This window comes from Marinobacter salinisoli (assembly GCF_017301335.1).
GTDB lineage: Bacteria > Pseudomonadota > Gammaproteobacteria > Pseudomonadales > Oleiphilaceae > Marinobacter > Marinobacter salinisoli.
The window spans coordinates 3,450,894-3,474,122 of the sequence record NZ_CP071247.1 but is presented as its reverse complement, the minus strand read 5'-3'; the positions used below and the strand labels follow the sequence as shown (position 1 = coordinate 3,474,122).

Sequence of the window (23,229 nt, the reverse complement as noted above, 5' to 3'; positions counted from 1 at the left end):
GAGGTTTATTCCCCGCCCAGGAAAATGAATTTCAATACAAACACGATCGCGATGATCACCACGCTCGGGTTCAGGTCAGACCAGCGACCACTCAGAGCCTTCACAATAGCGTAGGTGATAAACCCGAACGCGATGCCGTTGGCGATGGAGAAGGTCAGCGGCATCATCAGCGCGGTCACCACGGCTGGGGCAGCATCGGTAATGTCTTCCCAATCCACCAGCTTGAGGCCGCCGGTCATCAGCACGGCAACGTAGAGCAGGGCGGGTGCGGTCGCGTAGGCCGGGATGATGCTGGCAATTGGTGACAGCAGCAGACACGCCAGGAACAGCAGAGCCACCACGACTGCTGTCAGACCGGTGCGGCCACCGGCAGAAATACCGGCGGTGGACTCGATATAGCTGGTGGTGGTGGAGGTACCCAGTGCCGCACCGGACATGGTGGCCACGGAGTCTGACATCAGGGCGCGGCCAAGGCGCGGCAGCTTGCCATCCTTGTCCAGCAGGCCACCGCGCTGGGCGGCGCCGATCAGGGTGCCGGAGGTGTCGAACAGGTCAACAAACAGGAAGGCAAAGACAACGCTGATCATGCCCACGTTCAGGGCACCGGCAATGTCCAGTTCCATGAAGGTCGGCGCCAGGCTCGGCGGTGCGGATACGAAACCGTTGTACTCCACCATGCCAAGCATCATGGCAATGCCGGTTACGGCAATGATGCCGATCATGACCGCTCCGGTGATCTGGCGGAATGACAGCGCGCAGATCAAAACGAACCCTCCGAAAAACAGCAGGCTCTCAGCCACTTTGATGTCGCCCAGGCCAACCAGGGTGGCGGGATGATCCACCACAATACCGGCGTTCTTGAGGGCAATCAGCGCCAGGAAGAAACCGATACCGGCGGAGATGCCGAAACGCAGAGACATCGGAATGCTGTTGATGATCCACTCACGGACCTTGAAGATACTCAGCAGGAAGAAGATAACGCCCGACAGGAATACCGCACCCAGGGCCACCTGCCAGCTGTAGCCCATGCTGCCAACCACAGTGAACGAGAAGAATGCGTTCAGGCCCATGCCGGGTGCCAGAGCAATCGGGTAGTTGGCCCAGAGGCCCATGATCAGGGTGCCGATGGCGGCTGCAATACAGGTCGCCACGAACACGGCACCGAAATCCATGCCGGTGGCGGACAGGATGCTCGGGTTGACCACGATGATGTACGCCATGGTCAGGAAGGTGGTGATGCCCGCGATCACTTCTTTACGAATATCGGTACCGTGGGCCTGGAGTTGGAACAGTCGTTCAAGCATGACGGGTGTCTGCCTCTCAGGATTGCTGAAGGTTGGGATTGAACAGTGTGTTTTGGATGGACAAAACGGCTTCGATGAAAAGGCGGTAATCTTACCGGCTGGGGGCTCTCAGGCCAAGGGAGGATTGACCTGAGTTCGTAAAAAAGTGTTCGCTCACTTCAGCAGGTTGGCCGGATGCAGGCCGATGTCGACACATTTAACAGCCTTACCCCGAATACCGATAAAGAGCCGGCCAATGGTCAGCGCGAGGGCGCTGTGCCGGGTGCCATTGGCGGCCAGCGCAAACCCGGCGGCCAGTATATTTCGGCATGCAGTGATCTGGGCGCCAGCCCCCGGCCGTAAACCCTCGCTGGTCCTCTTTTTTCAGCGGTAAGGAGAAAACTATGCCATTGATGCGCCTGGCCTACGCCAGCACCGCCACCTTCGAGGCGGAGCCGGTGAAACGCGGCATCGAACCCCATGTCGCGCGGATTCTGATGGAGTCCCGCCGTAACAACGCCAAAAATCAACTGGTGGGCGGGCTCTATTACGGCGATAACCGGTTCTTTCAGTACCTGGAAGGTGACGAGCGGGCAGTGCTCGAGCTTTATCAGCGTATCAAGGCCGATCCACGGCATCGGGATGTGATTACCCTGATCCAGGAACCGTTGCCCAAACGGACGTTCACCGACTGGTCGATGAAATACGTTCCGTTGTCCGGGGATGTTCAGCAGTTCCTGGAGCGGCATGGTCTGGTGGAATTTCAGCCGGCATCCTTCGATGCTGCCCAGTGTGAAGAGATGGTGGAGCTGATACGTGCGTCCCGGCATGACCAGAAGGTGGTGAATCACGACGAGGCCACCCGGCATCGCCGGCCAGAGTCGCGAGGTATATCTCGCGGCATGATGGCCGGGCTCCTGCTTGCCTCGGCCTGTGTGATCGGTGGGCTTGTTGCCACCGGGGTGAGCCTGTGACCTTCATAAACAGGATTTATCGGGATAGATAAGTCAGCTTCAGTTGCTTCATGGCCAGAGTCGGTTTAGCGTGACCGGCAACAATCAAACGGGAAGTTCACCTTCCCTCCGATAACGCTGCTACAGGAGTTGCCATGAAAGCCATACTCTGCAAGGAACACGGTCCCGCGGAACAGTTGGTCATTGAGGACATCCCCAGCCCGGAGGTGAAAGGGCGCGGCGTTAAAGTGCGGGTAAAGGCCGCCGGACTGAATTTCCCGGACACCCTGATTATCGAGGACAGGTACCAGTTAAAGCCTTCGCTGCCGTTCTCCCCGGGCGGGGAATTGGCAGGTGAAGTGATCGAAGTCGGCGAAAAAGTCACCCGCTTCAAGCCGGGTGACCGTGTGGCAGGCCTGACCGGATACGGCGCCTTTGCCGAGGAAGTGGTAGTGCCCGAGCAGAACCTGCTGCCGGTGCCCGACAGCATGTCTGATGAAAAGGCCGCCGCCTTCATGATGGTGTACGGCACCTCCTACTACGCCCTGAAACAGCGCGCCAATATCCAGCCGGGTGAATCCCTGCTGGTGCTTGGGGCCAGCGGGGGCGTGGGGCTGGCCGCCGTGGAAATTGGCAAGGCCATGGGCGCCAAAGTAATTGCGGCGGCCAGCACCGATGCAAAACTCGCAGTGGCCAAAGAAGCCGGTGCTGATGAGCTGATCAACTACACCGAAGAGCCTCTGAAGGATGCGGTCAAAAAACTGACCCGCAGCAAAGGCGTGGATGTGGTCTACGACCCGGTGGGGGGAGATTTCACCGAACAGGCGTTGCGGGCCATGGGCTGGAACGGTCGCCACCTGGTGGTTGGTTTTGCCGCCGGCGACATTCCCAAGGTGCCCGCCAACCTGACCCTGCTGAAAGGCTGCTCACTGGTGGGCGTATTCTGGGGCAGCTTCACCCAACGCGAGCCGGAAGCCAGTGCCCGCAACATGATGGACCTGATGCAGCTGTTTGCAGAAGGAAAAATCGACCCGAAAATCAGTGAAGTGTTCGAGTTTGAAGACTACGCCCGGGCGCTGAACACATTGACCGAGCGCCGCGCCACCGGAAAAATCGTTTTGCGGGTGGCAAAAGACTGATTGTCCGTTATCTTCGCCAGAGAGCATCCGCCCGCGGTTGTCTGTTAAGCGGGTCGCCTCAGGGCGGGGCATGGCCAATGCCTCCCGCCATTGGTTCAGAAACGCACCTCGCCGGCGTTGATCTGCGCTTCCAGTTCCGGGGTCAGTAAGGTGTACTCACTGCTTCTTGGCAGCCAGACATACACGGAGTCTGCCGGCTGTTCAGTGGAGTACGCCAGCTTCTGTATCTCCACCTTGCGGTATTTGAAGGTGCCGGTTTTTTCGATGGCCGTTGTAACTCTCACGAAGACCGGAATGGCATAGGGCGGCAGGTTGGCCTGCAGATAGCCCAGCAGCTTGTTGATATCGAACGGGTGGCCGTTGCTGCGGGGCACCAGCGTCACCATGCCGGCCTTGCCGTTGGTGGCCGGTATTTCCACGCCGTAGACAATGGCCTCTGCCACCATGCCGGAACCGTCGATGATGTTTTCCACCTCGTTGGTGGAAACGTTTTCCCCTTTCCAGCGGTAGGTGTCGCCCATTCGATCGACGAACTGCAGGTGGCCGCAGCCGATCTCCCGCAGGACATCGCCGGTGTTGAACCAGGCATCGCCTTCCTTGAAGGCACTGCGAAGAATCGATTTTTCGGTGGCGTCCTTTTGAGTGTAACCCTCAAACGACCATTTCTTGGTGATTTCGCCGATCAGCAGGCCGGGCTCGCCCTTGGCGACTTCTTCCATGTGTCCCTTGTTGTTGCGAACCGGATCGCGGGTGCCATCGTGGAACTTGACCAGTTTGTAGGGCGCGGTGGAGAAGCCGACCGTGTTGTCCAGGTTGAGGAAATTGCTGAAGCCGATGTTGCCTTCGCTGGAGGCATAGAGTTCAGACACCGTTTCGATACCGAACCGGTCTTTGAATTCCCGCCAGATGGAAGGGCGTAAACCGTTGCCGACCATCTTTCTCAGACGGTGGTTCTGGTCCTGCTTGCTGGCGGGCTGGTTCAGCAGATAGCGGCAGAGTTCGCCCACGTAACCAAAGGTGGTGGCGTGATAACGCCGGACGTCATCCCAGAACGCACTGGCCGAAAACTTCCGGCGTATGGCGATGGCGGAGCCACCTGCCAGTACCGACCCCCAGCACACCAGCAAGGCCGTTCCGTGATACAGGGGCAGGGTGCAGTACAGAACATCCTCGGGTTTCATGGCCAGCGACATATGGCCGAAGCCGCCGTAGGCCTTGATGAATTTCCGGTGCGAACCGGGTGCGGCCTTGGGCAGGCCGGTGGTGCCGGAGGTGAACAGGTAAATGGCGGTGTCGCCCATCTTCGGTGGGTCGCTGAGTTCGGGGCGTTTGTTGTTGAAACGGCTCACGGCTTCGGCCAGGTTGGTGTAGCCCTCGGGCGCTGCACCGAAGCTGTTCAGGGTGTTGGCGTCCGCCACGAACAGGAACGGGTGCGAATGCCGGGTCTGGACCGTGCTCTTAACGCCCTCAAACGCGTCGACCAGTTCTTCACCAACGACCACCATCTGCGGGTTGATCAAATTGATGCTGTGTTCGAGCACTTTGCCCCGTTGTGAGGTGTTGAGCATGGCGCAGGCAATGCCGAGCTTTGCCGCACCGGCAACCACGGCCAGCAATTCCGGACGGTTTTCCAGGAATACGGCAATGGCGTCGCCCTTGGTCAGACCCTGGTGCATGAAGTATTGCGCAATCCGATTGGCCCAGTGGTCGAATTCGCGCCAGGTGATGATGGTCTCGTCGAAGAGAATGGCCTGACGATCGCCATAACGTTCGGCGTTGCGCTCGATCAGGGTGCCGAGGGTGAGTTCTTTCTTTTCGTTTTTGACGGCGTAGTAGTAATAACCCCGGGCAATTGAGGGGATGCGACGCAGAACGGCCGGAAGGCTTCGGGCGATGTCCAGGGCGGATACGTGGTTGCTACTCATCATCGGGTCCGTGATAGAGGGTTCTTGTTGTCTGGATGCTGGATCGAAGGAGTAGTTGCGCTAGTCAACGAACAGGTCGGTCATCAGCGGCTTGTCCCCCGGTTGGTATCGGTAGGGTTCAAAGTCGGTTACACCATCGCGCCGAAGTACCTCTTCGTCGATCAGGTTCTGGCCGGTCAGTTCCTCGGCCGAGCGGTTCAGGATGCTGACGGCAGCGTCGGCCATGATGTCGGGCTTTCGGCCCTTGGCCAGCATTTGTGGCCCGCCGGCTTCGAACTCAACGGCGGCGGTGGCGATCAGGGTTTTTGGCCAGAGCGTGTTCACGGCAATGCCGTAGCGCCGGAACTCCTGCGCCATGCCAATGCTCATCATGGTCATGGCGTATTTGGTGCTGGTGTACGGGCCGTAGTGGGCAAACCATTTCGGGTCCAGGTTCAGCGGCGGTGACAGGCTCAGGATGTGTGGCCGCTCTGACGCCTTCAGATGTGGCAGGGCGGCCTGGCTGCAGACCAGCGTGGCCCGGGCATTTACCTGATGCATGAGGTCATAGCGGCTCACCTTGAGCTTTTCCACCCCGGACAGCCGGATCGCTCCGGCATTATTGATCAGTGCATCCAGTCCACCGAAGTATTCGGCGGCTTCGTCTATGCGCTGGCGGACGAGTTTCTCATCACGAACGTCCAGTACCAGAGGCAGGGCCTGCCCGCCGGCGGCGCGAATTTCTTCAGCCACGGTGTGGATGGTGCCCGGTAGTTTCGGGTGTGGTGTGTCGGTCTTGGCTGCGATCACCACGTTGGCACCCTGCCTGGCGCAGGCCAGAGCAATGGCACGGCCGATACCCCGGCTGCCGCCGGTGATGAAGATGGTTTTCTGTTCCAGAGTGGTCATGCGTCGGCTTCCTGTTCGACCGATGTATTGTCGGATATTTCAGCCAGCAACTGGCTGCGCTTTACCTGGTCGCCCTTGCTGACGAGTACTTCCCTGACAGTACCGTCGCGGTCGGCCTTGACGGGATGTTCCATTTTCATGGCTTCCAGTATCAGGACTGTGTCCCCTTGCTGGACCGGTTGGTCGGGCTGGACGAGTATATCGACGATCGCGCCGTCCATACTGGCCTGAATCTTCCCGCTACCCGATCCTGTCCCTCCCGCAGCCGGTTGGTGGGTGATGTCGCGAACCTGCCAGGCCTGCCCATCGAGTTGGAAATATAGGGAATCACCCTCCCGGTGGTATTGGCAGGTCTGACGAACGCCCGTGTCGATGAAGCAGGCCCGGCCATTTTCCAGGCTGGTCACGTTGAGCGAATGCTGGTCTTCGCCCAGGGTCACGTTCAGTCCTGAATCACGTCGGCCGACCAGCAGCTGGAACGGCTGGCCATCGTGTTCAAGTAGAATCGGCGTCATGGTGGCTGGAGCGTTGCTCCAGGAGCGCTGGCCCTGCTCACCGTGGTCGAGCAGGCAGGCGGCAACAGCCATTTCCCGGATGCCCGGTGTCGCTGGCTTCAGAGAGGGATCATCGGCAAATGCCTGCTGAAGAAATGCTGTGGTTGCCTCGCCGGCGCCAAAAGTGTCGTCAGCGATGATCCGGCTGAGGAAGTAGCGGTTGGTGGTCACACCGAACACGGTGGTGTCCTCCAGAGCCCGGACTAGCCGGCGGCGCGCTTCATCTCGGGTCTGGCCCCACGCGATGACCTTGGCCAGCATGGGGTCGTAATGCGGGGTGATGGTATCGCCGCTGCGAACTCCGGAGTCGAAGCGAAGGCCCTCTGCCATGGCGGGTTCGAACGCCAGCAGGGGGCCGGTTTGCGGAGTGAAGCCGTGGGCCGGGTCTTCAGCGTACAGCCGGACTTCGATGGCGTGGCCATTCAGTTCAATCTGATCCTGAGCCAGAGGCAGTGGCTGCCCCTCGGCCACCGTCAGCTGCCACGCCACCAGATCCTGCCCGGTGATCAGTTCGGTAACCGGGTGCTCGACCTGCAAACGGGTGTTCATTTCCAGGAAGTAAAAATTGCGGTCTTTGTCGACCAGAAACTCCACGGTGCCGGCGCCTTCGTAGCCACATGCCTTGGCGGCCTGGACCGCCGCTTCCCCCATGGCGGCCCGAAGTTCCGGGGTGACAAAGGGGGAAGGCGCTTCTTCCACGACTTTCTGATGCCGGCGCTGTACCGAGCAATCCCGTTCACCGAGATAGACGGCGTTGCCATGGCGATCGGCGAACACCTGGATTTCCACATGACGGGGTTCGATCACGGCTTTTTCGAGGATCAGTTCGTCGTCGCCGAATGCCTGTTTGGCTTCGGAGCGGGCACGCTGGATGTTGTCGAGCAGATCAGCTTCAGACGCCACCAGACGCATGCCCCGGCCGCCCCCACCGGCGGACGCCTTGATCATCAGTGGGTAACCAATATCTCCGGCGGCGGCCATCAGTTCATCATCGCTGGCGTTGTTGCCTTCGTAGCCTGGCACCACGGGAACTCCGGCTTCCTGCATGGCGATCTTGGAGCGCCGTTTGCTGCCCATCAGCTCGATGGCGCCCGAGGGCGGCCCAACGAAGGTCAGGCCCCGGGCTTTGCAGGCTTCCGCGAATGCAGAGTTCTCGGACAGGAAGCCGTAGCCCGGGTGCACGCAGTCGACGCCGGTCGTCTTGGCGGCTTCGAGAATAGCCTCGGCATTCAGGTAGGAGGCTGACACCTGGGCCGGCCCAATGCAGACGGCTTCGTCGGCCAGTTCGACATGGAGTGACTTGGCGTCGGCTTCGGAATACACCGCAACGGTTCGGTAGCCCAGTGCCCTGGCGGTGCGGATGACCCGGACGGCGATTTCACCGCGGTTGGCGATCAGGAGTTTTTTTAGCATTGTGTAGTCCCATTCTGAGGAGCCTGTCCACCCACTCGCTCCGCTATCATTCGGAATCGCCTGCCCATGCTGGCGGCCGCTTTTGCATGAAGGCCATGGTGCCTTCCGTGCCTTCACTACCCTTGATGGCTTCGGCAAACTTTTCTGCAGCATCATCCAGTAGGCCGCTCATGGCTTCGTGGCCGACTCGATGCAGCAGTGCTTTGGTCTCTGCCGTGGCGACCGGTGCGCACTGGCGCACCCGTTCAATGGCGTGGCCAAGCATTTCTTCCAAGTCCTGCTCGGAGCTGGCCGCCTGATGGACAATACCCAGCTTGCAGGCTTCGTCGGCATCAATTCGGAGTCCAAGCAGTGCCAGGCGGCGGGCCTGGGTGAGTCCGATTCGTTCCACAACGAAGGGCGCAATCTGTGCGGGAATAATGCCCAACGTGGTTTCCGGCATGCCGAACTTCGCGGTCGGCCCGGCGATGGCGACATCGGACACGCAGGCAAGGCCAAAGCCCCCGCCCATGACGGCGCCCTCGGTAACCGCGATGACCACCTTGGAGGATTCGTTCACCTGCTGGATCATCTGGCCAAAAGCCCGGTTTAGCCGGTAGAAAGGATCGGCTTCGCCCGCGCCAGCTCTCTGGCCCCGGGCACCAGCCATGTCCTTGATGTCGCCACCGGCACAGAAGTGGCCGCCGGCACCACGAATCACCACGGCGCGGATGTGCAGGTCGGATTCAATCTGGGTAAACACCGTGGACAGTTCCGCCACCATCTGCAGGCTCATGGCGTTGCGGACCTCCGGCCGGTTGATTGTGATAATCAGGATTGGCCCCTGTTTCTCCAGCAGCAGTGTTTCGCAATGCGGTAAAGATTCCATCAAAACGACTCCAAGAATGTTGTCGGAGCCCAGCGGGGCGATAGTCAGTTCAGGACCGTTTCGGGCCATGGATGGCCCGGACCGAGCCCTACAAGGACGTACTTGCGGGCGTGTCCTGAACTGACTATCGGGCCGTTGGGCAAACTCCGGGATCAATCAATGAATTAGTCGCGCTTCTTTCCAGGCAGCGTCCCCATCATCTTGCAGATAATCCCCAGCATGATTTCGTCCGCGCCACCACCGATGGAAACCAGCCGGACATCCCGGTAAGCGCGGGACAGCGGGTTATCCCACATGTAGCCCATGCCGCCCCAGTACTGCAGGCAACTATCCGTCACTTCACGGCCCAGCCGGCCTGCCTTGAGCTTGGCCATGGAGGCCAGCTTGGTGACATCCTTGCCTTCAATGTGCAGCTCGCAGGCCTGATAGGTCAGGGCGCGCAGGGCTTCGACTTCGGTTTGCAGTTCGGCCAGGCGGAAGTGGATAACCTGATTGTCGATCAGCGGCTGCCCGAAGGTCTGGCGTTCGCGGCAGTAGGCGATGGTCTGGTTGATGCAGTTTTCCAGCGCCTTGATCACGTTGGCGGCGCCCCACATGCGCTCTTCCTGGAATTGCAGCATCTGCATCATGAAGCCGGTGCCCTCGGCGCCGATGCGGTTGCGCTGGGGCACTCTCACATCATCAAAGAAGATCTGGGCGGTTTCCGAAGAGCGCATCCCCAGCTTGTTCAAGTGTGGGCTGAACGAGATACCGGGGCTACTCATGGGCACCACGATCAGGGACTTGTTCTTGTGGGGCTTGTCGTCGCTGGTGTTGGCCAGCAGGCAGATGAAGTCCGCCTTCGGGCTGTTGGTGATCCACATCTTGGAGCCGTTGATGATGTAGTCGTCACCGTCTTTGCGGGCGGTGGTTTTCATGCCGGCCACATCCGAGCCGGCACCCGTTTCACTGACACCGATACAGCCAACCATCTCCCCGCTGATGGCCGGAGCCAGAAACGTGCGCTTGAGCTCGTCCGATCCAAAGCGCGCAATCGCCGGGGTGCACATGTCGGTTTGCACACCTACCGCCAGAGGCACACCACCGCAGTGCGCCATGCCGAGTTCTTCGGCGACGACCAGGTTGTAGCTGTAATCCAGCCCCATGCCGCCATACTCTTCCGGTTTCTGAATGCCCAGCAGGCCCAGTGCACCGAGTTTTCGGAACAGGTCATGAATCGGGAATTCGCCCGCTTCCTCCCATTCGTCGCAGTGGGGGTTGATTTCTTTTTCGACGAAATCCCGCACGGTTTTCCGGAGGGCGTCGTGTTCGGCGGTGAATTTCACGGTGTTGTTCTCCTTGTCAGAATTCGCCGGATGCGTGCCAAGCGTGGTTAGAGTCGGGCGACCCCAAAGGTATTGGAACGTAACGGGCGAGCGTCGGCTTCGCGGCAGACTGAAAACACCAAAGCCAGAATCCGGCGGGTGTCCCGGGGATCGATGAGTCCGTCGTCCCAGAGTCGGGCGGTGCCATACAGGGCGGTGGAGCCTTCTTCCAGTTTCTTGGCCGTTGCCTGTTCCAGAAATTCCAGGGTTTTCGGGTCTGGCTCAATACCGCTTTTCCGTTGTTTCTCTTCCGCCACGATGCGCATCACCTTGCCGGCCTGGGCGGGGCCCATGACGGCGGTTCGGCTGTTGGGCCAGGCGAAGATGAATCTTGGGTCCAGGCCCCGGCCACACATGGCGTAGTTACCTGCACCATAGGAACCACCGACCACGATTGCGACCTTGGGCACCTGCGCATTTGCTACGGCCTGCAGCATTTTCGAGCCGTGCTTGATGATGCCGTTCTGTTCCGAGTGGGTGCCCACCATGAAGCCGGTGGTGTTATGCAGGAACAGAAGCGGGGTGCCGGCCTGTTCACAGAGTTGGATGAACTGGGCGGCCTTGGCACTGCCGGCCGGCGTAATGGGGCCGTTGTTACCGATGATGCCGATGGAATGGCCTTCAATGCGGATGGTGCCGCACACGGTCTGGTCATCGAACTCGTTCTTGAAGTCCATAAAGCGGGAGCCATCGGCGATGCGCGCCAGGATTTCACGGACGTCGTAAGGTTTCTTGGCGTCGCAAGGAATGACGCCCAGCAGTTGCTCTGCGGGATACAGCGGTTCGTCCCATGGCGCTTCGCGCTGGGGTGGCAGTTGCTCGTTCCAGGGCAGGGCACTCATGATGTTGCGGGCGAGGCGAATGCCGTCGGCATCGTCCTCGGCCAGGTACTCGGCGGTGCCAGCCACCTGAGCGTGCATTTCCGCACCACCGAGCTCCTCATCCGTTGCAATCTCGCCGGTGGCGGCTTTCAGCAAGGGTGGGCCAGCCAGGAACATCTTGGCCTTGCCGCGCACCGTGACCACATAATCCGACAGGCCGGGCTGGTAAGCGCCGCCGGCGGTGGCGTTGCCGTGTACGACGGTGACCTGCGGAATGCCCGCTGCCGACAGGCGGGCCTGATTGGCAAAGCCCCGGGCACCCTGCACAAAGATGTCGGTGGCGTAGTTGAGGTTGGCTCCGCCGCTTTCAGACAGCGATACGATGGGCAGTTTGTTTTCCTTGGCGATCTGCTGCAGACGCAGGGTTTTATCAAGACCGGCCGGGGAAATGGTGCCGCCTTTGATGGCGCTGTTGCTGGCCACGATCAGGCAGCGAATGCCGCTGACGGTGCCGATGCCGGCAATGATGCCGCCGCCGGCCAGGCTGCCGTCCTTGTCGTCGTGCATCTTGTAGCCGGCCAACGAACACAGCTCCAGAAAATCGCTTCCCCGGTCCAGCAGGCGGTTGATCCGATCCCGGGGTAACAGCTTCCCCCGGTTGTTGAATTTTTCCCGGGCGGCTTCCGCCAGGTCCAGCACCTTTTGCTCCACGTCGCGGAACGTCTGGATGTGTGCCTCCATGGCATCGACATTGGCCCGGAACTCATCGGATTGGGGGTTAACGCTGATTTGCAGTGCCTCCATAGTGATCTCCTCAATCCTTACTCAGAACTTTGGGTGTTGTGGCCCGGTGGAAGCCGTTAAAGGGCTCATTGTTCTTGGCTTTCGGTAACGGCCAGACGCGCCCGCCCTGCGAGGCACCGCCATCGATACGCAGGCAGTCGCCGTTAACGAACGCGGCTCCGGGTGAGAGCAGGAAACAGATGGCCGCGCTGACTTCGGATTCGGTACCCATTCGCTTGATGGGAACGTTATCCCCCAGGCTGCGGATCCACTGCTTCATGTGTTCGGGGTAGTTGTCCATGCCGCTGGAGGCAATCCAGCCCGGCGCTACCGCGTTCACGCGCACACCGGAGGCCGCCCATTCCACGGCGGCGGTCTGGGTAAAGTTCACCATGCCGGCCCGCGCTGCGCCGGAGTGGCCCATGCCGGGCATGCCGCCCCACATGTCGGCGACGATATTGACGATGGCTCCGCCCTTTTTCGACAGTGCCTGGGTGTAGGCTTCGCGGGCCATCAGGAAACCGCCGGTCAGATTGGTGCGGACCACGGTTTCCCAGCCTTTCTGATTAATGCCCGCCAGTGGCGCGGGGAACTGGCCGCCGGCGTTGTTCACCAGACCGCTCAGGCTGCCATGTTGGTCGAGGATGGCCTTCATCGTGGCTTTGACCTGTTCTTCTTCCCGGATATCGCACACATGGGCGGAGGCGATGCCGCCGTCTTGTTCAATCTCTGCTTTCACCGTTTCGACCTTTTCCGCCTTCCGGCCCACCAGAGCTACGCGGGCACCCAGTGACGCCAATTCGTGAGCGGTGCAGCGGCCAATACCCGAACCACCGCCGGTCACGATGAAGGTCTGCTCCTTGAACAAACCGGGGTGAAAGATGGATTGGTAACTCATGACTCTTGTCCTTGTTCCATAATGGCGCGGTTAATGGCCACGGGGAATTCCAGCAACTGCTGGGCAAACGCCTTGCCCTGGGGGTCGATGCGCAGGCTGGCCACGCCGCCGCCACCAAGGCTGTGCTGCAGCAGGAAATTGAAGCCGTGAATCCCGGGCATGGCCCAGCGGGTGACCTTGCCGGTTTCGGGGTTCAGGGTGTGGGCCATCCAATTCTTCACCGCATCCTCGGTCAGAGCTGCGGCCAGGTAGGGCAGGTAATCGGGGTGGCGGGCAATGACACCGATGTTGCTGTGATCACCTTTGTCGCCGCTGCGGGCCCAGGCCAGTTTGATCAGTGGAACCGTGGTGTCTGGTTCGGCGGGCGTGGAGGGGTAGGTGGCCATCGGGCTCAGGTCGCTGGTGTTCAGGCCGCCCTCGGTGGCAACAACCACGGGCTGGCTTTCGCCGGCAATGTCCACACGGACACTGACGGTGGATTTCGGCACCAGGCAGGAATACAGGCGGATTTTCGGCCACACCGTGGGGCGGCCGCCGACGATGCCGGTGATACCCGGCGCCATGCCGGTGGCGGCCTGGGCAATTTCCCGGGAGAACAGCACCAGGGCCTCTTTTTTAGGGTGTGCGGTGCTGATTTTCACCACCACTTCCCGGCAGTTTTCGGTTCGAGCGTGGGGGCCATAGGTGGCTTCGGTACCCAACAATTCAATGCTGGTGTCGGAGTAATCGGGCAAGCCGCGGGCTCTGAACATGCCGGAGGTTTTGCTGAGAATGGCTTCTGCCACCGCCTGGGCCTTGGCCTTGGCGTCGAGGCCGGCCAGCAGGAAGGTGACCGTACATTTGAAGCCATCCGGCCAGGTGCCGGACACCTTGTAGGAATCGGTGGGCGGCAGGCCGCGGGCGCCTTCAACGGTTACCTGATCCGGGCCGGATTCGGTCAGTGTGACCTGGGTGAAATCGCAGGTGACATCCGGCAGCAGGTAGGCCCGGGGGTCGCCGATCTCGTACACCAGTTGCTCTGCCACGGTGCCGCGGCTGACCTTGCCGCCGGTGTTGTCAGGTTTGGTGATCACGAACTCGCCGCTGGCGCTGACCTCGGCAATGGGGAAGCCCATGTCCGCATAGCCTTCGGCCACTTCCTGCCAGTCCGTGAAATTACCGCCTGTGGCTTGGGCACCGCATTCCAGCAGATGCCCGGCAAGGCTGCCCTGGGCCAGTTTGTCGTAGTCGTTCCAGCTCCAGCCGAATTCGTGGATCAATGGCGCCAATACCAGGGCGCTGTCAGCCACCCGACCGGTGATCACGATGTCGGCGCCTTGATCCAGTGCCGCCACAAGGCCCGGGGCGCCGAGATAGGCATTCAGGCTGACCATCATTGCTGGCATCGGCTGACCGGTGGACATCTCGGTGATACCGGCGTCGGCCAGTTTTTTCTTCTGCATCAGCAGGTCGTCACCGAGCACCAGGGCGATCTTCAGGTCCACGCCCGCTTCATCACAGAGGGCCTGAAGGGCATCCCGGCAGGCGGTTGGATTTACGCCACCGGCGTTGGCCAGCACGCGAATCCCTTTTGCCTTGATGTCCCCCAGTAGCGGACCCATGACGGTCTGCACGAAATCCCTGGCGTAGCCCTGGGTTGGGTCCTTCATTTTCTGGCCGGCCATAATGGACATGGTGATCTCGGCCAGATAGTCCGCCACCAGATAATCGATATGGCCGTGCTGAACCAGCTGGCGGGCGGCGGTTTCGGTGTCGCCCCAAAAGGCCGCAGAGCAGCCAATGCGGACGGGCTTTTTGGAAGTGATGCGGTTGTCAGACATAGTTGGGCGCCTTTGGGTGTGGGTCGCTCTTGTTAAAGAAAGAGGGAAGTCGCCTGCATTCAATGATGCAAATCAACATACCAAGCAAGCGCTTGGTTTGTAAACATGGAAATGTCAGGTAGAATCGTTGGCCTGATCTGACAGCCGGGAACTTTCCGTGAACCAATCTGACATCCTGAACGCCCTGATAGCCGATAACTTGGTTTCTGACCCGGGCGGAGCCCGCGGGCGCCTGCTCAACGAAGCCGCCCGCCTATTTCGGGACAAAGGCTATGAGCGCACCACGGTTCGGGATCTGGCGGCTGCAGTGGGCATTCAGTCGGGCAGTCTGTTCCACCATTTCCGTACCAAGGAAGAGATCCTCAAGGCGGTGATGGTGGAAACCATCCATCTGAATACCGCGTTGTTACGGGCCGCGGTGGATAAGGCGGATACGGATACCGGCAGGCTGCGGGCGCTCATCCGCGCTGAACTCGAGTCAATCAACGGCCAGACCGGGGAAGCGATGGCGGTGCTGGTGTATGAATGGCGGAGCCTGTCCGAACCTTCTCAGGCCGAGGTGCTGAAGTTGCGAGCCATTTACGAGCAGATTTGGCTGGATGTGCTGGCGTCGCTCAAGGTGGGCGGCCAGCTGACGGCCGATCCGTTCGTGGTGCGCCGGATGCTAACCGGTGCCTTGAGCTGGACCATCACCTGGTATCGGCCCGAAGGCGGGGGGCTCTCGCTCGATGGCTTGACTGATCAGGTCATGGCCATGATGGCGTTTTCGGGCTGATTCGCCACCGCTGCACGTCTGCAGTTGACCCCGTGCCGACGGGCCATTGGCCCGGTTGGCCCCACAGACCTGGCACCAAAGCCATGTCTGTACGCCTGTTTTATCAGCATCCTTTCTTCCGGCTTCCAATCTGAAACAACGGCCAGAGCGCGCTGCGGATCACGGTATCTGGGGTCGGAGCCGTGGTAAAAGAGGGGTGCGCTATCCCGAATAGAACAACAAGGAACGTAGGGCGAATTATGATTGCTTTTCTGACAAGGAATGTCGGCGCCGGGCTGTCTGCGCGCCTCAAGACGCTTACCCTGATTGGCCTGCTTCCGTTGGCAGGCTGCTCCATGGAACCGATCTACAAGACCACGGGTGTGGTGATGTCCGGTTATTCCTGGACCGAAGCCACACCTTACGTCATGCAGATGTCCGACCCGACCATGGCCTGCGCCCTGGGCGAGGGGGTGGATCCGCTTCTTTACTCGTTTTCCGAAGTTGTTGATGCCCCGGACGACAGCGGCTCCCTGCTGATGGCGCTGGCGGCCAACTGTGTTGAGTACCGGGCCTGGGAGGCCGAGCTGGATTACCTGCGTGCCGATTACGCCGGCGATGTGGTTGCAGCCAAGAACGCCCGGGAGATGGCGAAACGCCTGAATGCGGAGTCGGCCGTTCGGCGCCACCGATCGTTTGAAAGGGCCATGGCCGCCTACGACTTCGACCCGGCCGCTGAGCCGCTGGTGTGCCCCGACTTTGATGACGAGCAGGACGAACTGACTTTCCTTCTTGGCTTGCTCAATGGCATGCAGGCGATTGTGAACGATTCCAATTCCGGGGCCCGTGCCGGCATCCCGAGAAACATAGCGCCCCAGGCTGAGCGTGCCGCCACCTGTGTCAATAACGACAAGTGGGCGGGGCTGCCCAGCGCAGTGCGCGCACTGGTATGGCTGCTGCTGCCAGACACCCAGCCAGACTCAGCCACCGATCCCTGGAAGGTTCTGGACAAGAGTTCCGACATGTCCATTCGCGCCGGTATGAGGGCCTCCATGGCGATTGAGGTCGTGGCCGCTGAAACCTTTGGCCGTCCGGACATACTGGAGCAAACCATCGCCGAATTTGCGTCCGCCGATGGGCGAATGAAGGTCTGGGAAGACTACCGTCTGGTGGATGTGGTGGCAGGGACTATTGTTCAGTTTGCGTCCGATAAACACTGGGCGGCCAATTATGGCCACCGCACCCCGCAAGGGGCTTTTGGCAAGTTAAGCCCGGAGAATCCGATGAGTGACATGGAAACCATGGATCTGGACGGACTGCTTTAACGCTCGACTGTTGTAACTACCGGTTGCCGGAAGCGGCCCACAACAATGACAAGCAAAAATGACTGGGAGGTCGTTATGATTCGCAAATCCCTGAGTGCACTTATCCTGGCTGCCATGGCCCCGCTGGCATCGGCCCAGTCGGTGTCCATGTGCGTGTTTGATGTGATCGGTGCCAATGGCGATCTGTATAACATGATCAAGGATTACGCCCTGGAGATGAAAGCCCACGGCGTGGATCTGCAGCTGAAGCCCTACACGGATGAGGGGGTCGCGATCGGGGACTTCAATGCCGGTCAGTGCGATGCGGTTGCCGCCACCGACATTCGCGTGCGCCCTTACAATCAGTTCACCGGCAGCATTGGTGCGGTTGGTGCCTTGCCAACCTACGACGACCTGAAAACCTTGCTGGCCACGCTTGCTCAGCCCAAGGCTGCGCCGCTGATGAAAGCCAATGGTTACGAGGTGCTGGGCATTCTGCCGGTCGGCGCCGGTTACCTGTTCGTGAATGACCGCAGCATTGATACCGCCGGTGAGTTGGCGGGCAAGCGCATCGCGACACTGGATTACCAGGAAGATGCCATCCACATGGTCAACTTCGTGAAAGCCACCGTTGTGCCGTCGGACATCACCAACTTCGCCGGCAAGTTCAACAACGGTTCCGTGGACACCGCTTACGCCCCTGCGTTTGCCTATGAAGCCCTGGAGCTCTACAAGGGCATTGGTGAGAGCGGCGGCATTGTCGATTACCCGCTGGCTCAGGTAACCGTTCAGATGGTTGCCCGGGACGATGTGCTGGCCGATGAGAAGGCCCAGAAGGCCCGTGAAGTCGCCTGGGGTATGTTCCCGCAGGCGATGAAGCTGGTGGCTGGTCAGGAGGCGGCGATTCCGGATCAGAAGTGGGTGCGCATTCCGGCCAAAGATGTTGAAGGCTACCAGGAAATGTTCCGCCAGAATCGCCTGGAAATGCGGGATGGTCTGAACGGTGCGCCCAGTGTTTACCATCCGAAGATGCTGGGTCTGCTGAGTAAGATTCGCTGCGCCAGCAATCCCTCGGCGTCTGAGTGCACGGCGGCCAATCGCGAATAACAGGGCATTCACTCATGAACTGGCGAGCCTTGACCGCACCTGAGGCGAGGGGCCTGTATCCCGTGCACCGGGTACACGGGATCATCCTCCTGCTGCTTCTTCTGTTCACCCTGCTGCTGGGTATGGGGAACTCCCTCCACTCGCGCCTGTTGTGGGTCGGCGAACAGCTCTGGCCGAATTACTACCTGCTCAATCCGGATGCGATAGAACCTTCCTGCCAACTGGACATGGATGTCGGCGCCGAGGTGCGCAAGCGGGTCGATGCTTATCAGCCGGACCCTGATGATCTGTTCAGCTCGCCCCCTAATCCGGAGGCCATCAGGCAGTCACTTGAACGGAATCTCGTTCTCTGCCAGCAGGCATACGTGCTGTATGAGCAGAACCTGAAACTGGCGACGCCGGCATTGGGCGCGTTCAAGACGTTTGAGCAGGGGCTGGCGGACTTTCTGCTCGGCAATATTGAGCTGACCAAATACCTGTTCATCGCCATGTTTGCCATGGCAGCGGCCATCGCCGCGCTGGATGCCGATCACATCGCGTTGCGGTTGCCCCGCAACCGTGCCGAGTGGCGCCTGAGCCAGGGCGGTCAGTTCGTGGTGAACGGATTGATGGTCGTCTCTCTGTACGCCTACCTTGGCAAGCTGACGAACTCGCCCGGGACAGAGCGAACCGAAGACCTGCAAATTGCCTGGGCGGGTGTGTTTGTTTTGTTCATGGCGATCAACGCCGTTCGATTCGTGAATGTTCCCGAGCGAATGAAATCGGGGCAGTTATCCCTATCGTCTGGCCTGGTTCTGCCCCTGTATTGCGGTATGGGGCTTACCGCCATGGGGTACTTCTTTCTGGTGGATGGCTACGCCTCCGGGCTGGCGATTTACTTCGGCATGATGTCCAACCTGTCATCCATGTTCATTAACATCGGCCTGTACGTCCTGGTGGGCATGGTGCTCAAGCAGACCCGTCTGCCGGAACTGCTGCTCAACGTCATCAAGCCCTATCGTTTGCCGGCGCCCATGCTCGCTTCGGTGATTATCTTTGCCACGGCTTTCCCTACCGCGTTTACCGGTGCCTCCGGGATTTTCATCCTGGCAGTGGGGGGAGTGGTGTACGACGAATTACGCCGTTCGGGGGCCGGCCGGCAGTTGTCGCTGGCGACCACCGCCATGTCCGGCAGTCTCGGTGTGGTGCTCAACCCCTGTCTGTTGATTGTCGTGGTCGCTGCCTTGAACAAGGAGGTAACCACAACGGAGATGTACGGCTGGGGCTTCTGGGTATTCCTGATGTCGGCCACGCTGTTCTCGGTGATTGTTTGCAAAACCCAGGGTAACTGGCGACCCCGTCCGGCACCGGGCGCGTTCCGGGCATCGCTGGCGGAATTGCGCCCGCTATTGCCGTATGTTGCGGTCGGGGCGGTGGTTATCTTTGCCATCTGGGGAGTTCTGGGGCTGGGTTTCAATGAATACAGTGCCCCCATGATCCTGCCGCTTGTGATGCTGGCGCTGGTGTTTCTGGATGCCGGAAAAGACAGCCGCAAGGAGGGGGATTCCCGGCTGCAGGCCTTCTGGAACCGAAGCGCGGCCGCAGCCAGTGATTCCGCGGTGCATATTGGCGCCCTGCTGTGCCTGATCGGCTTCTCGATTTGTCTGGGGGGCATTCTGGAGCGGTCCGATGTTGTCCATACGCTCTTTCCGGAAAGCCTGACCAGTCCCTGGGTTGCCATGCTGGTGATCGTCATAATGCTGACCGTTATCGGTATGGTGATGGATCCCTTCGGGGCGGTGATTCTGGTTTCGGCGACTATTGCCCAGCCCGCCATTGGCCTCGGCATCGATCCTTTGCACTTCTGGATCGTGTGTCTGGTTGCGTTTGAGCTGGGCTACCTGAGCCCGCCGGTTGCCCTCAACCACCTTCTCACCCGTCAGGTGGTCGGCGAGAAAGAAGTGCTTGCTGGCGAATGTACCGGCTCCTTCTGGCACCGTTATGAACGTTTGCTGCTTCCGCTCGCGGTGATGGGACCAACGCTCCTGCTGGTGGCGTTTGTGCCCATGTTGTTCTACACCCTTTAGACAGGCCCTTCTTCTGAGCCCGTTCGGCATGCTTGCCAGAACGGGCTCCGTGGCATCTGACCCCTGAACACCGTCGTATCGTTTTAACGCTTTGTAAATCACAGGGTGTGTGCGGGCGTGTATGCTGAGCGAATTCACGGAGTCTAAAAATGTCGCCAACAAAACAGAGGTTTACCTGCGTTTTTACCGTGGCCGTCGGTACCGTGATGCTGCTGTCTGGGTGCGATGGCGGCTCCAGTAGCAGCGAGCGGGAGCCCGGGAATTTCAACACCGCCCTGTCGGGGGTGATTGATATCGAAACCGGTACCCGGGTGGATGCCGACAATGCCGATGCGCTTACCCTGAACAGTGCGCCACGCAGCACGCCCCAGAGCCTGCCTCAGGAGTTTATTCTTTCCGGGTATGTCAGTGTGGCTCAGGGCAACTACCCAACTGCGCCGGACTTTCCAGTCATTACCTACCCCGAAGATGCGCAAGACACCTATACCATGACCTTGTCCGCCGGCCAGGCGGTGGAATTGCAGGCTTTTGCAACTCGGGCCGGGGCATCGAGTGTGCGGCTGACGTTCCTGCAGGATGATGTGGAACTGGCCTCAGATTCAGTGGCTACAGGCTCGACTCTGAGCCTGACCAATTCCGATGACGATGGCACCTTTACCGTTCGGGTCGACGCCCTGGGCGATGCCCCTGTGCTCTACGTCCTGTCCTCCGCGCTGGCTCCGACCGGGCAGGGGCTGACCCTGAGCTGGCCCGACCACGAGGTGATCGAAGGTGAGGCGATCGTGGAGCTTGCCGCCGCCCGGGACTTTGGACAAACCCAGGCGATGAATCGGCGGGCGGACATGCAGCCCGTTGAGGAACTTGCCCCCGGCATGTGGCGGGTTGCTGCGCCGGCCCGCATGAGCAGCCGGGGCGCTCCCGCGGCACAGGCGAGCACTGTCGAATGGGTTAGGTTACTTCGAGAACAGCCGGGAATCGTGTCGGCGGACCCGAACTATAAAATGCAGGCCTTGGCCAGCCCTTTGACGGAACCGCTCTATCCCGACCAGCAGTGGCACTACGGGCTGCTGAATGCACCTACTGCCTGGCAGTTGGCACCCGGTGGCGGCAGGGGTGTCACGGTCGCGGTCATGGATACCGGGCTTTACCGACGCAGCAGCACCAGCTGGCACAGCGACCTGAACGCCAATGTGGTGGCCGGATTTGATTTCGTGTCAGAGCAGCTGGACAACGACGGACAGCCCGGGCCCGACAACAATCCCAGTGACCCTGGCAACAGCATCGGTAACAGCGTATTCCACGGAACTCACGTTGCCGGCACCGTTGCCGCGTTGGCCAACGACTCGGGTGGAACCGGCGTGGCGTTCAATGCCTCGCTGATGCCGGTGCGCGTGCTGGGTGAGGGGGGCGTTGGTTCCTCCGCCGATCTGCTGGCTGCCATACGCTGGGTGAAAGGTCCCGACTCTGGCGGGCCCCGTGCCGACATTGTGAACCTGAGCCTTGGCGGACTGCCCTTTATCCAGACCTTGCAGAATGCCATTGACGAGGCCACCGGTCGCGGCGTGGTGTTCGTTGCTGCGGCAGGCAATTCAGCGACCTCCGCGGAATCCTTCCCGGCGGCGTTTCGCAACGTGTTTGCTGTCAGCGCGGTCGACGGGGCCGGTCAACTGGCTTCCTATTCCAATTTCGGCAGCTGGATCGATCTGGCCGCTCCCGGTGGCGATATCAGCCGGGATGGGAACGCCGATGGCCGTGGCGATGTGGTGGTCAGCGCAAGTGCCAGCGCGATCGAGGGGGTGCCCCGGGAAACCTACATAGGCTTGCAGGGTACGTCGATGGCAGCGCCCCACGTATCGGGTGTGATGGCGCTGATGAAAGGCATCAACGGTTCTCTGAACTTTGACAGTATCAATGCCTTGCTCGCAGCCGGAGATCTGACCGTGCCGACCTGCGACTCAGAGCCGTGTCCAAAAGATAACCGGTTGGGCTGGGGGCTGATGGATGCGGGCAAGGCCGCACTGGCCGCGCAGAGCAACACCATCCCGGAGCTTTTGACCGCGTCTCCTGCCATTGTGGCCCTCTCCAGCGAAGGGGAGCAGTCTGCCACCGTGGTGCTTGAGGCCTTTGGCAGCGACCGACAAAGCGTGGTGATCAATTCAGTCTCCACGCCGCCCGACTGGTTGACCCTGAATGCCGATCTGACCGGAGCCTCCAGCACGCGATTCGAATTGCCCGTGTCGCTCAATCTGGAGGCGCTTGGCACGGATGTGTCCAAGCGCACAACGATCCGGGTGAATTACACCTCCGATCAGGCGCGTTCCCTTGAAATTCCTGTTGTTGGGCGAGTATTGTCCGATCAGAATGCGAAAGACGCCGGGCGGCATTTTGTGCTGCTGGTGGATCCTGAGCCGGAAGGCAACTTCTACCGCACGGTCGCACAGGCAAATGTGGTCGCTGAGAACGGCCAGTACCGGTTCAGCTTCGTCCCGGACGATGGCCAGGAGCCCAGGTTGACGAATGAGGTGCCGCCTGGCAACTATGTGCTGGTGGCGGGGACAGATCTCGACAACGATGCGCTGATCTGCCACGCCGGCGAGGCTTGTGCCGAATACCCGGTATCCGGCTTGCGGGAGGTCATCACCTTGCCAGACGGTGAACCGGTGACCGGCATTCGCATGACCACCAGTTATTCCCGGCCCTCTATTACCCGGGCCCACCCGGAGCTTCTGCCGCGGCCGGGTTTCCGGGGCTACCAACTTTTATCTGTCGAGCCGGCGGATAACCCCACCAAGGCTATTGCTCAACCATGATAAAAAACCGTTCCATTATTGCGCTTGCCTCCGCGCTTACCCTGACAGCCGGTTGCGCTCTGAGTCAGACCGAAACCGATACCGGCGCACCGCTGGCGAGGCAGATCGGACAGTCTTCCCACTGCGGCCTGGCGGCACCCGGCCACCTTATTCTCCGCAGTGTCGACGATGTCGACCGGCTGGAGCAGTTGCCGGCACGGACCTTGTCGCTGGCACCGCTGCGAGAGCTGGATTATGGTCGGGAATACGTTGTCCTCGCTGCGCTGGGGCAAAAGCCGACGGGTGGGTTCAGTGTCATGCTGGCGGATTCTGCCATTGTGGACGGGCGCCTGGACCTGACAGTTAACATCAAGGCGCCCGAACCGGGTGCGGTGGTTCCCCAGATGATGACGACCCCTTGCGCCGTCATCGCCGTTACGGCAGCGGGCTGGGAAGGTTTGCGGCTGGTCCCGGCGGAAAACAACCGTTGATCTTTCCCG

General features: G+C 60.4%; 18 protein-coding genes. 9 read left to right on the top strand and 9 right to left on the bottom strand.

All coding sequences use genetic code 11. The features are described from left to right. Positions 1-5 precede the first annotated feature (5 nt). The gene (locus tag LPB19_RS15815; protein ID WP_206643837.1) at positions 6-1,304 is read right to left on the bottom strand and encodes an NCS2 family permease; all 1,299 of its coding nucleotides are present in this window, start codon (positions 1,302-1,304) and stop codon (positions 6-8) included. A gap of 174 nt (positions 1,305-1,478) precedes the next feature. Between LPB19_RS15815 and LPB19_RS15810 the strand changes: the two genes are divergently transcribed. The 3 genes from LPB19_RS15810 (at position 1,479) to LPB19_RS15800 (ending at position 3,375) form a co-directional block, all read left to right on the top strand. After that, complete coding sequence (locus tag LPB19_RS15810; protein WP_206643836.1) at positions 1,479-1,646, top strand: hypothetical protein; 168 nt, start codon at positions 1,479-1,481, stop codon at positions 1,644-1,646. Positions 1,647-1,687: 41 nt separating this feature from the next. Continuing rightward, complete coding sequence (locus LPB19_RS15805; RefSeq protein ID WP_206643835.1) at positions 1,688-2,257, top strand: BLUF domain-containing protein; 570 nt, start codon at positions 1,688-1,690, stop codon at positions 2,255-2,257. A 134-nt stretch (positions 2,258-2,391) separates the two neighbouring features. Further along, the gene (locus tag LPB19_RS15800; RefSeq protein WP_206643834.1) at positions 2,392-3,375 is read left to right on the top strand and encodes an NADPH:quinone oxidoreductase family protein; all 984 of its coding nucleotides are present in this window, start codon (positions 2,392-2,394) and stop codon (positions 3,373-3,375) included. A 95-nt stretch (positions 3,376-3,470) separates the two neighbouring features. Here LPB19_RS15800 and LPB19_RS15795 read toward each other — a convergent pair whose 3' ends face one another. From LPB19_RS15795 to LPB19_RS15760, 8 genes are all read right to left on the bottom strand, one after another. Next, positions 3,471-5,300: a long-chain-acyl-CoA synthetase gene (locus LPB19_RS15795; RefSeq protein WP_206643833.1), complete on the bottom strand. Its 1,830-nt coding sequence runs from the start codon at positions 5,298-5,300 to the stop codon at positions 3,471-3,473. Between the two features lie 60 nt (positions 5,301-5,360). Next, a complete protein-coding gene (locus LPB19_RS15790) occupies positions 5,361-6,188 on the bottom strand; it encodes an SDR family oxidoreductase (RefSeq protein ID WP_206643832.1) in 828 nt (275 codons plus the stop codon). After that, positions 6,185-8,155, bottom strand: a complete 1,971-nt coding sequence (locus LPB19_RS15785; RefSeq protein ID WP_206643831.1) for an acetyl/propionyl/methylcrotonyl-CoA carboxylase subunit alpha — start codon at positions 8,153-8,155, stop codon at positions 6,185-6,187. The genes LPB19_RS15790 and LPB19_RS15785 overlap by 4 nt, the downstream gene beginning before the upstream one ends. Positions 8,156-8,201: 46 nt before the next feature. Continuing rightward, on the bottom strand, positions 8,202-9,023 hold the full coding sequence (locus tag LPB19_RS15780; RefSeq protein ID WP_206643830.1) for an enoyl-CoA hydratase/isomerase family protein: 822 nt from the start codon (positions 9,021-9,023) through the stop codon (positions 8,202-8,204). Between the two features lie 164 nt (positions 9,024-9,187). Beyond that, positions 9,188-10,348: an acyl-CoA dehydrogenase family protein gene (locus LPB19_RS15775; protein ID WP_206643829.1), complete on the bottom strand. Its 1,161-nt coding sequence runs from the start codon at positions 10,346-10,348 to the stop codon at positions 9,188-9,190. A gap of 47 nt (positions 10,349-10,395) precedes the next feature. Then, positions 10,396-12,012 carry an acyl-CoA carboxylase subunit beta gene (locus tag LPB19_RS15770; protein ID WP_206643828.1) on the bottom strand — a complete coding sequence of 539 codons (1,617 nt, stop codon included), beginning with the start codon at positions 12,010-12,012 and terminating at the stop codon, positions 10,396-10,398. A 10-nt stretch (positions 12,013-12,022) separates the two neighbouring features. After that, positions 12,023-12,889: an SDR family oxidoreductase gene (locus LPB19_RS15765; RefSeq protein ID WP_206643827.1), complete on the bottom strand. Its 867-nt coding sequence runs from the start codon at positions 12,887-12,889 to the stop codon at positions 12,023-12,025. After that, positions 12,886-14,709 carry an acyclic terpene utilization AtuA family protein gene (locus LPB19_RS15760; protein ID WP_206643826.1) on the bottom strand — a complete coding sequence of 608 codons (1,824 nt, stop codon included), beginning with the start codon at positions 14,707-14,709 and terminating at the stop codon, positions 12,886-12,888. Before LPB19_RS15760 ends, LPB19_RS15765 begins: the two co-directional genes overlap by 4 nt. 157 nt (positions 14,710-14,866) lie before the next feature. Here LPB19_RS15760 and LPB19_RS15755 point away from each other — a divergent pair, with 157 nt between their 5' ends. The 6 genes from LPB19_RS15755 (at position 14,867) to LPB19_RS15730 (ending at position 23,220) form a co-directional block, all read left to right on the top strand. Then, the gene (locus tag LPB19_RS15755; RefSeq protein ID WP_206643825.1) at positions 14,867-15,484 is read left to right on the top strand and encodes a TetR/AcrR family transcriptional regulator; all 618 of its coding nucleotides are present in this window, start codon (positions 14,867-14,869) and stop codon (positions 15,482-15,484) included. A gap of 239 nt (positions 15,485-15,723) precedes the next feature. Continuing rightward, positions 15,724-16,788: a hypothetical protein gene (locus tag LPB19_RS15750; protein WP_206643824.1), complete on the top strand. Its 1,065-nt coding sequence runs from the start codon at positions 15,724-15,726 to the stop codon at positions 16,786-16,788. 75 nt (positions 16,789-16,863) lie between these two features. After that, a complete protein-coding gene (locus LPB19_RS15745; protein WP_206643823.1) occupies positions 16,864-17,874 on the top strand; it encodes a putative solute-binding protein in 1,011 nt (336 codons plus the stop codon). A 14-nt stretch (positions 17,875-17,888) separates the two neighbouring features. After that, complete coding sequence (locus LPB19_RS15740; RefSeq protein WP_206643822.1) at positions 17,889-19,940, top strand: TRAP transporter large permease subunit; 2,052 nt, start codon at positions 17,889-17,891, stop codon at positions 19,938-19,940. A 149-nt stretch (positions 19,941-20,089) separates the two neighbouring features. Beyond that, a complete protein-coding gene (locus tag LPB19_RS15735; RefSeq protein WP_228289136.1) occupies positions 20,090-22,750 on the top strand; it encodes a S8 family serine peptidase in 2,661 nt (886 codons plus the stop codon). Then, on the top strand, positions 22,747-23,220 hold the full coding sequence (locus tag LPB19_RS15730; RefSeq protein WP_206643821.1) for a protease complex subunit PrcB family protein: 474 nt from the start codon (positions 22,747-22,749) through the stop codon (positions 23,218-23,220). The genes LPB19_RS15735 and LPB19_RS15730 overlap by 4 nt, the downstream gene beginning before the upstream one ends. The last annotated feature ends 9 nt before the right edge of the window (positions 23,221-23,229 follow it).

What these genes read in the sequence shown, in the direction of transcription:
- LPB19_RS15810 (WP_206643836.1), top strand. Translation starts at nt 1,479, where the DNA reads ATGCAGGCCGATGTCGACACATTTAACAGCCTTACCCCGAATACCGAT.
- LPB19_RS15770 (WP_206643828.1), bottom strand. Translation starts at nt 12,012, where the DNA reads ATGGAGGCACTGCAAATCAGCGTTAACCCCCAATCCGATGAGTTCCGG.
- LPB19_RS15745 (WP_206643823.1), top strand. Translation starts at nt 16,864, where the DNA reads ATGATTCGCAAATCCCTGAGTGCACTTATCCTGGCTGCCATGGCCCCG.
- LPB19_RS15795 (WP_206643833.1), bottom strand. Translation starts at nt 5,300, where the DNA reads ATGAGTAGCAACCACGTATCCGCCCTGGACATCGCCCGAAGCCTTCCG.
- LPB19_RS15740 (WP_206643822.1), top strand. Translation starts at nt 17,889, where the DNA reads ATGAACTGGCGAGCCTTGACCGCACCTGAGGCGAGGGGCCTGTATCCC.
- LPB19_RS15815 (WP_206643837.1), bottom strand. Translation starts at nt 1,304, where the DNA reads ATGCTTGAACGACTGTTCCAACTCCAGGCCCACGGTACCGATATTCGT.
- LPB19_RS15735 (WP_228289136.1), top strand. Translation starts at nt 20,090, where the DNA reads ATGTCGCCAACAAAACAGAGGTTTACCTGCGTTTTTACCGTGGCCGTC.
- LPB19_RS15800 (WP_206643834.1), top strand. Translation starts at nt 2,392, where the DNA reads ATGAAAGCCATACTCTGCAAGGAACACGGTCCCGCGGAACAGTTGGTC.
- LPB19_RS15765 (WP_206643827.1), bottom strand. Translation starts at nt 12,889, where the DNA reads ATGAGTTACCAATCCATCTTTCACCCCGGTTTGTTCAAGGAGCAGACC.
- LPB19_RS15790 (WP_206643832.1), bottom strand. Translation starts at nt 6,188, where the DNA reads ATGACCACTCTGGAACAGAAAACCATCTTCATCACCGGCGGCAGCCGG.
- LPB19_RS15730 (WP_206643821.1), top strand. Translation starts at nt 22,747, where the DNA reads ATGATAAAAAACCGTTCCATTATTGCGCTTGCCTCCGCGCTTACCCTG.
- LPB19_RS15785 (WP_206643831.1), bottom strand. Translation starts at nt 8,155, where the DNA reads ATGCTAAAAAAACTCCTGATCGCCAACCGCGGTGAAATCGCCGTCCGG.
- LPB19_RS15805 (WP_206643835.1), top strand. Translation starts at nt 1,688, where the DNA reads ATGCCATTGATGCGCCTGGCCTACGCCAGCACCGCCACCTTCGAGGCG.
- LPB19_RS15760 (WP_206643826.1), bottom strand. Translation starts at nt 14,709, where the DNA reads ATGTCTGACAACCGCATCACTTCCAAAAAGCCCGTCCGCATTGGCTGC.
- LPB19_RS15780 (WP_206643830.1), bottom strand. Translation starts at nt 9,023, where the DNA reads ATGGAATCTTTACCGCATTGCGAAACACTGCTGCTGGAGAAACAGGGG.
- LPB19_RS15750 (WP_206643824.1), top strand. Translation starts at nt 15,724, where the DNA reads ATGATTGCTTTTCTGACAAGGAATGTCGGCGCCGGGCTGTCTGCGCGC.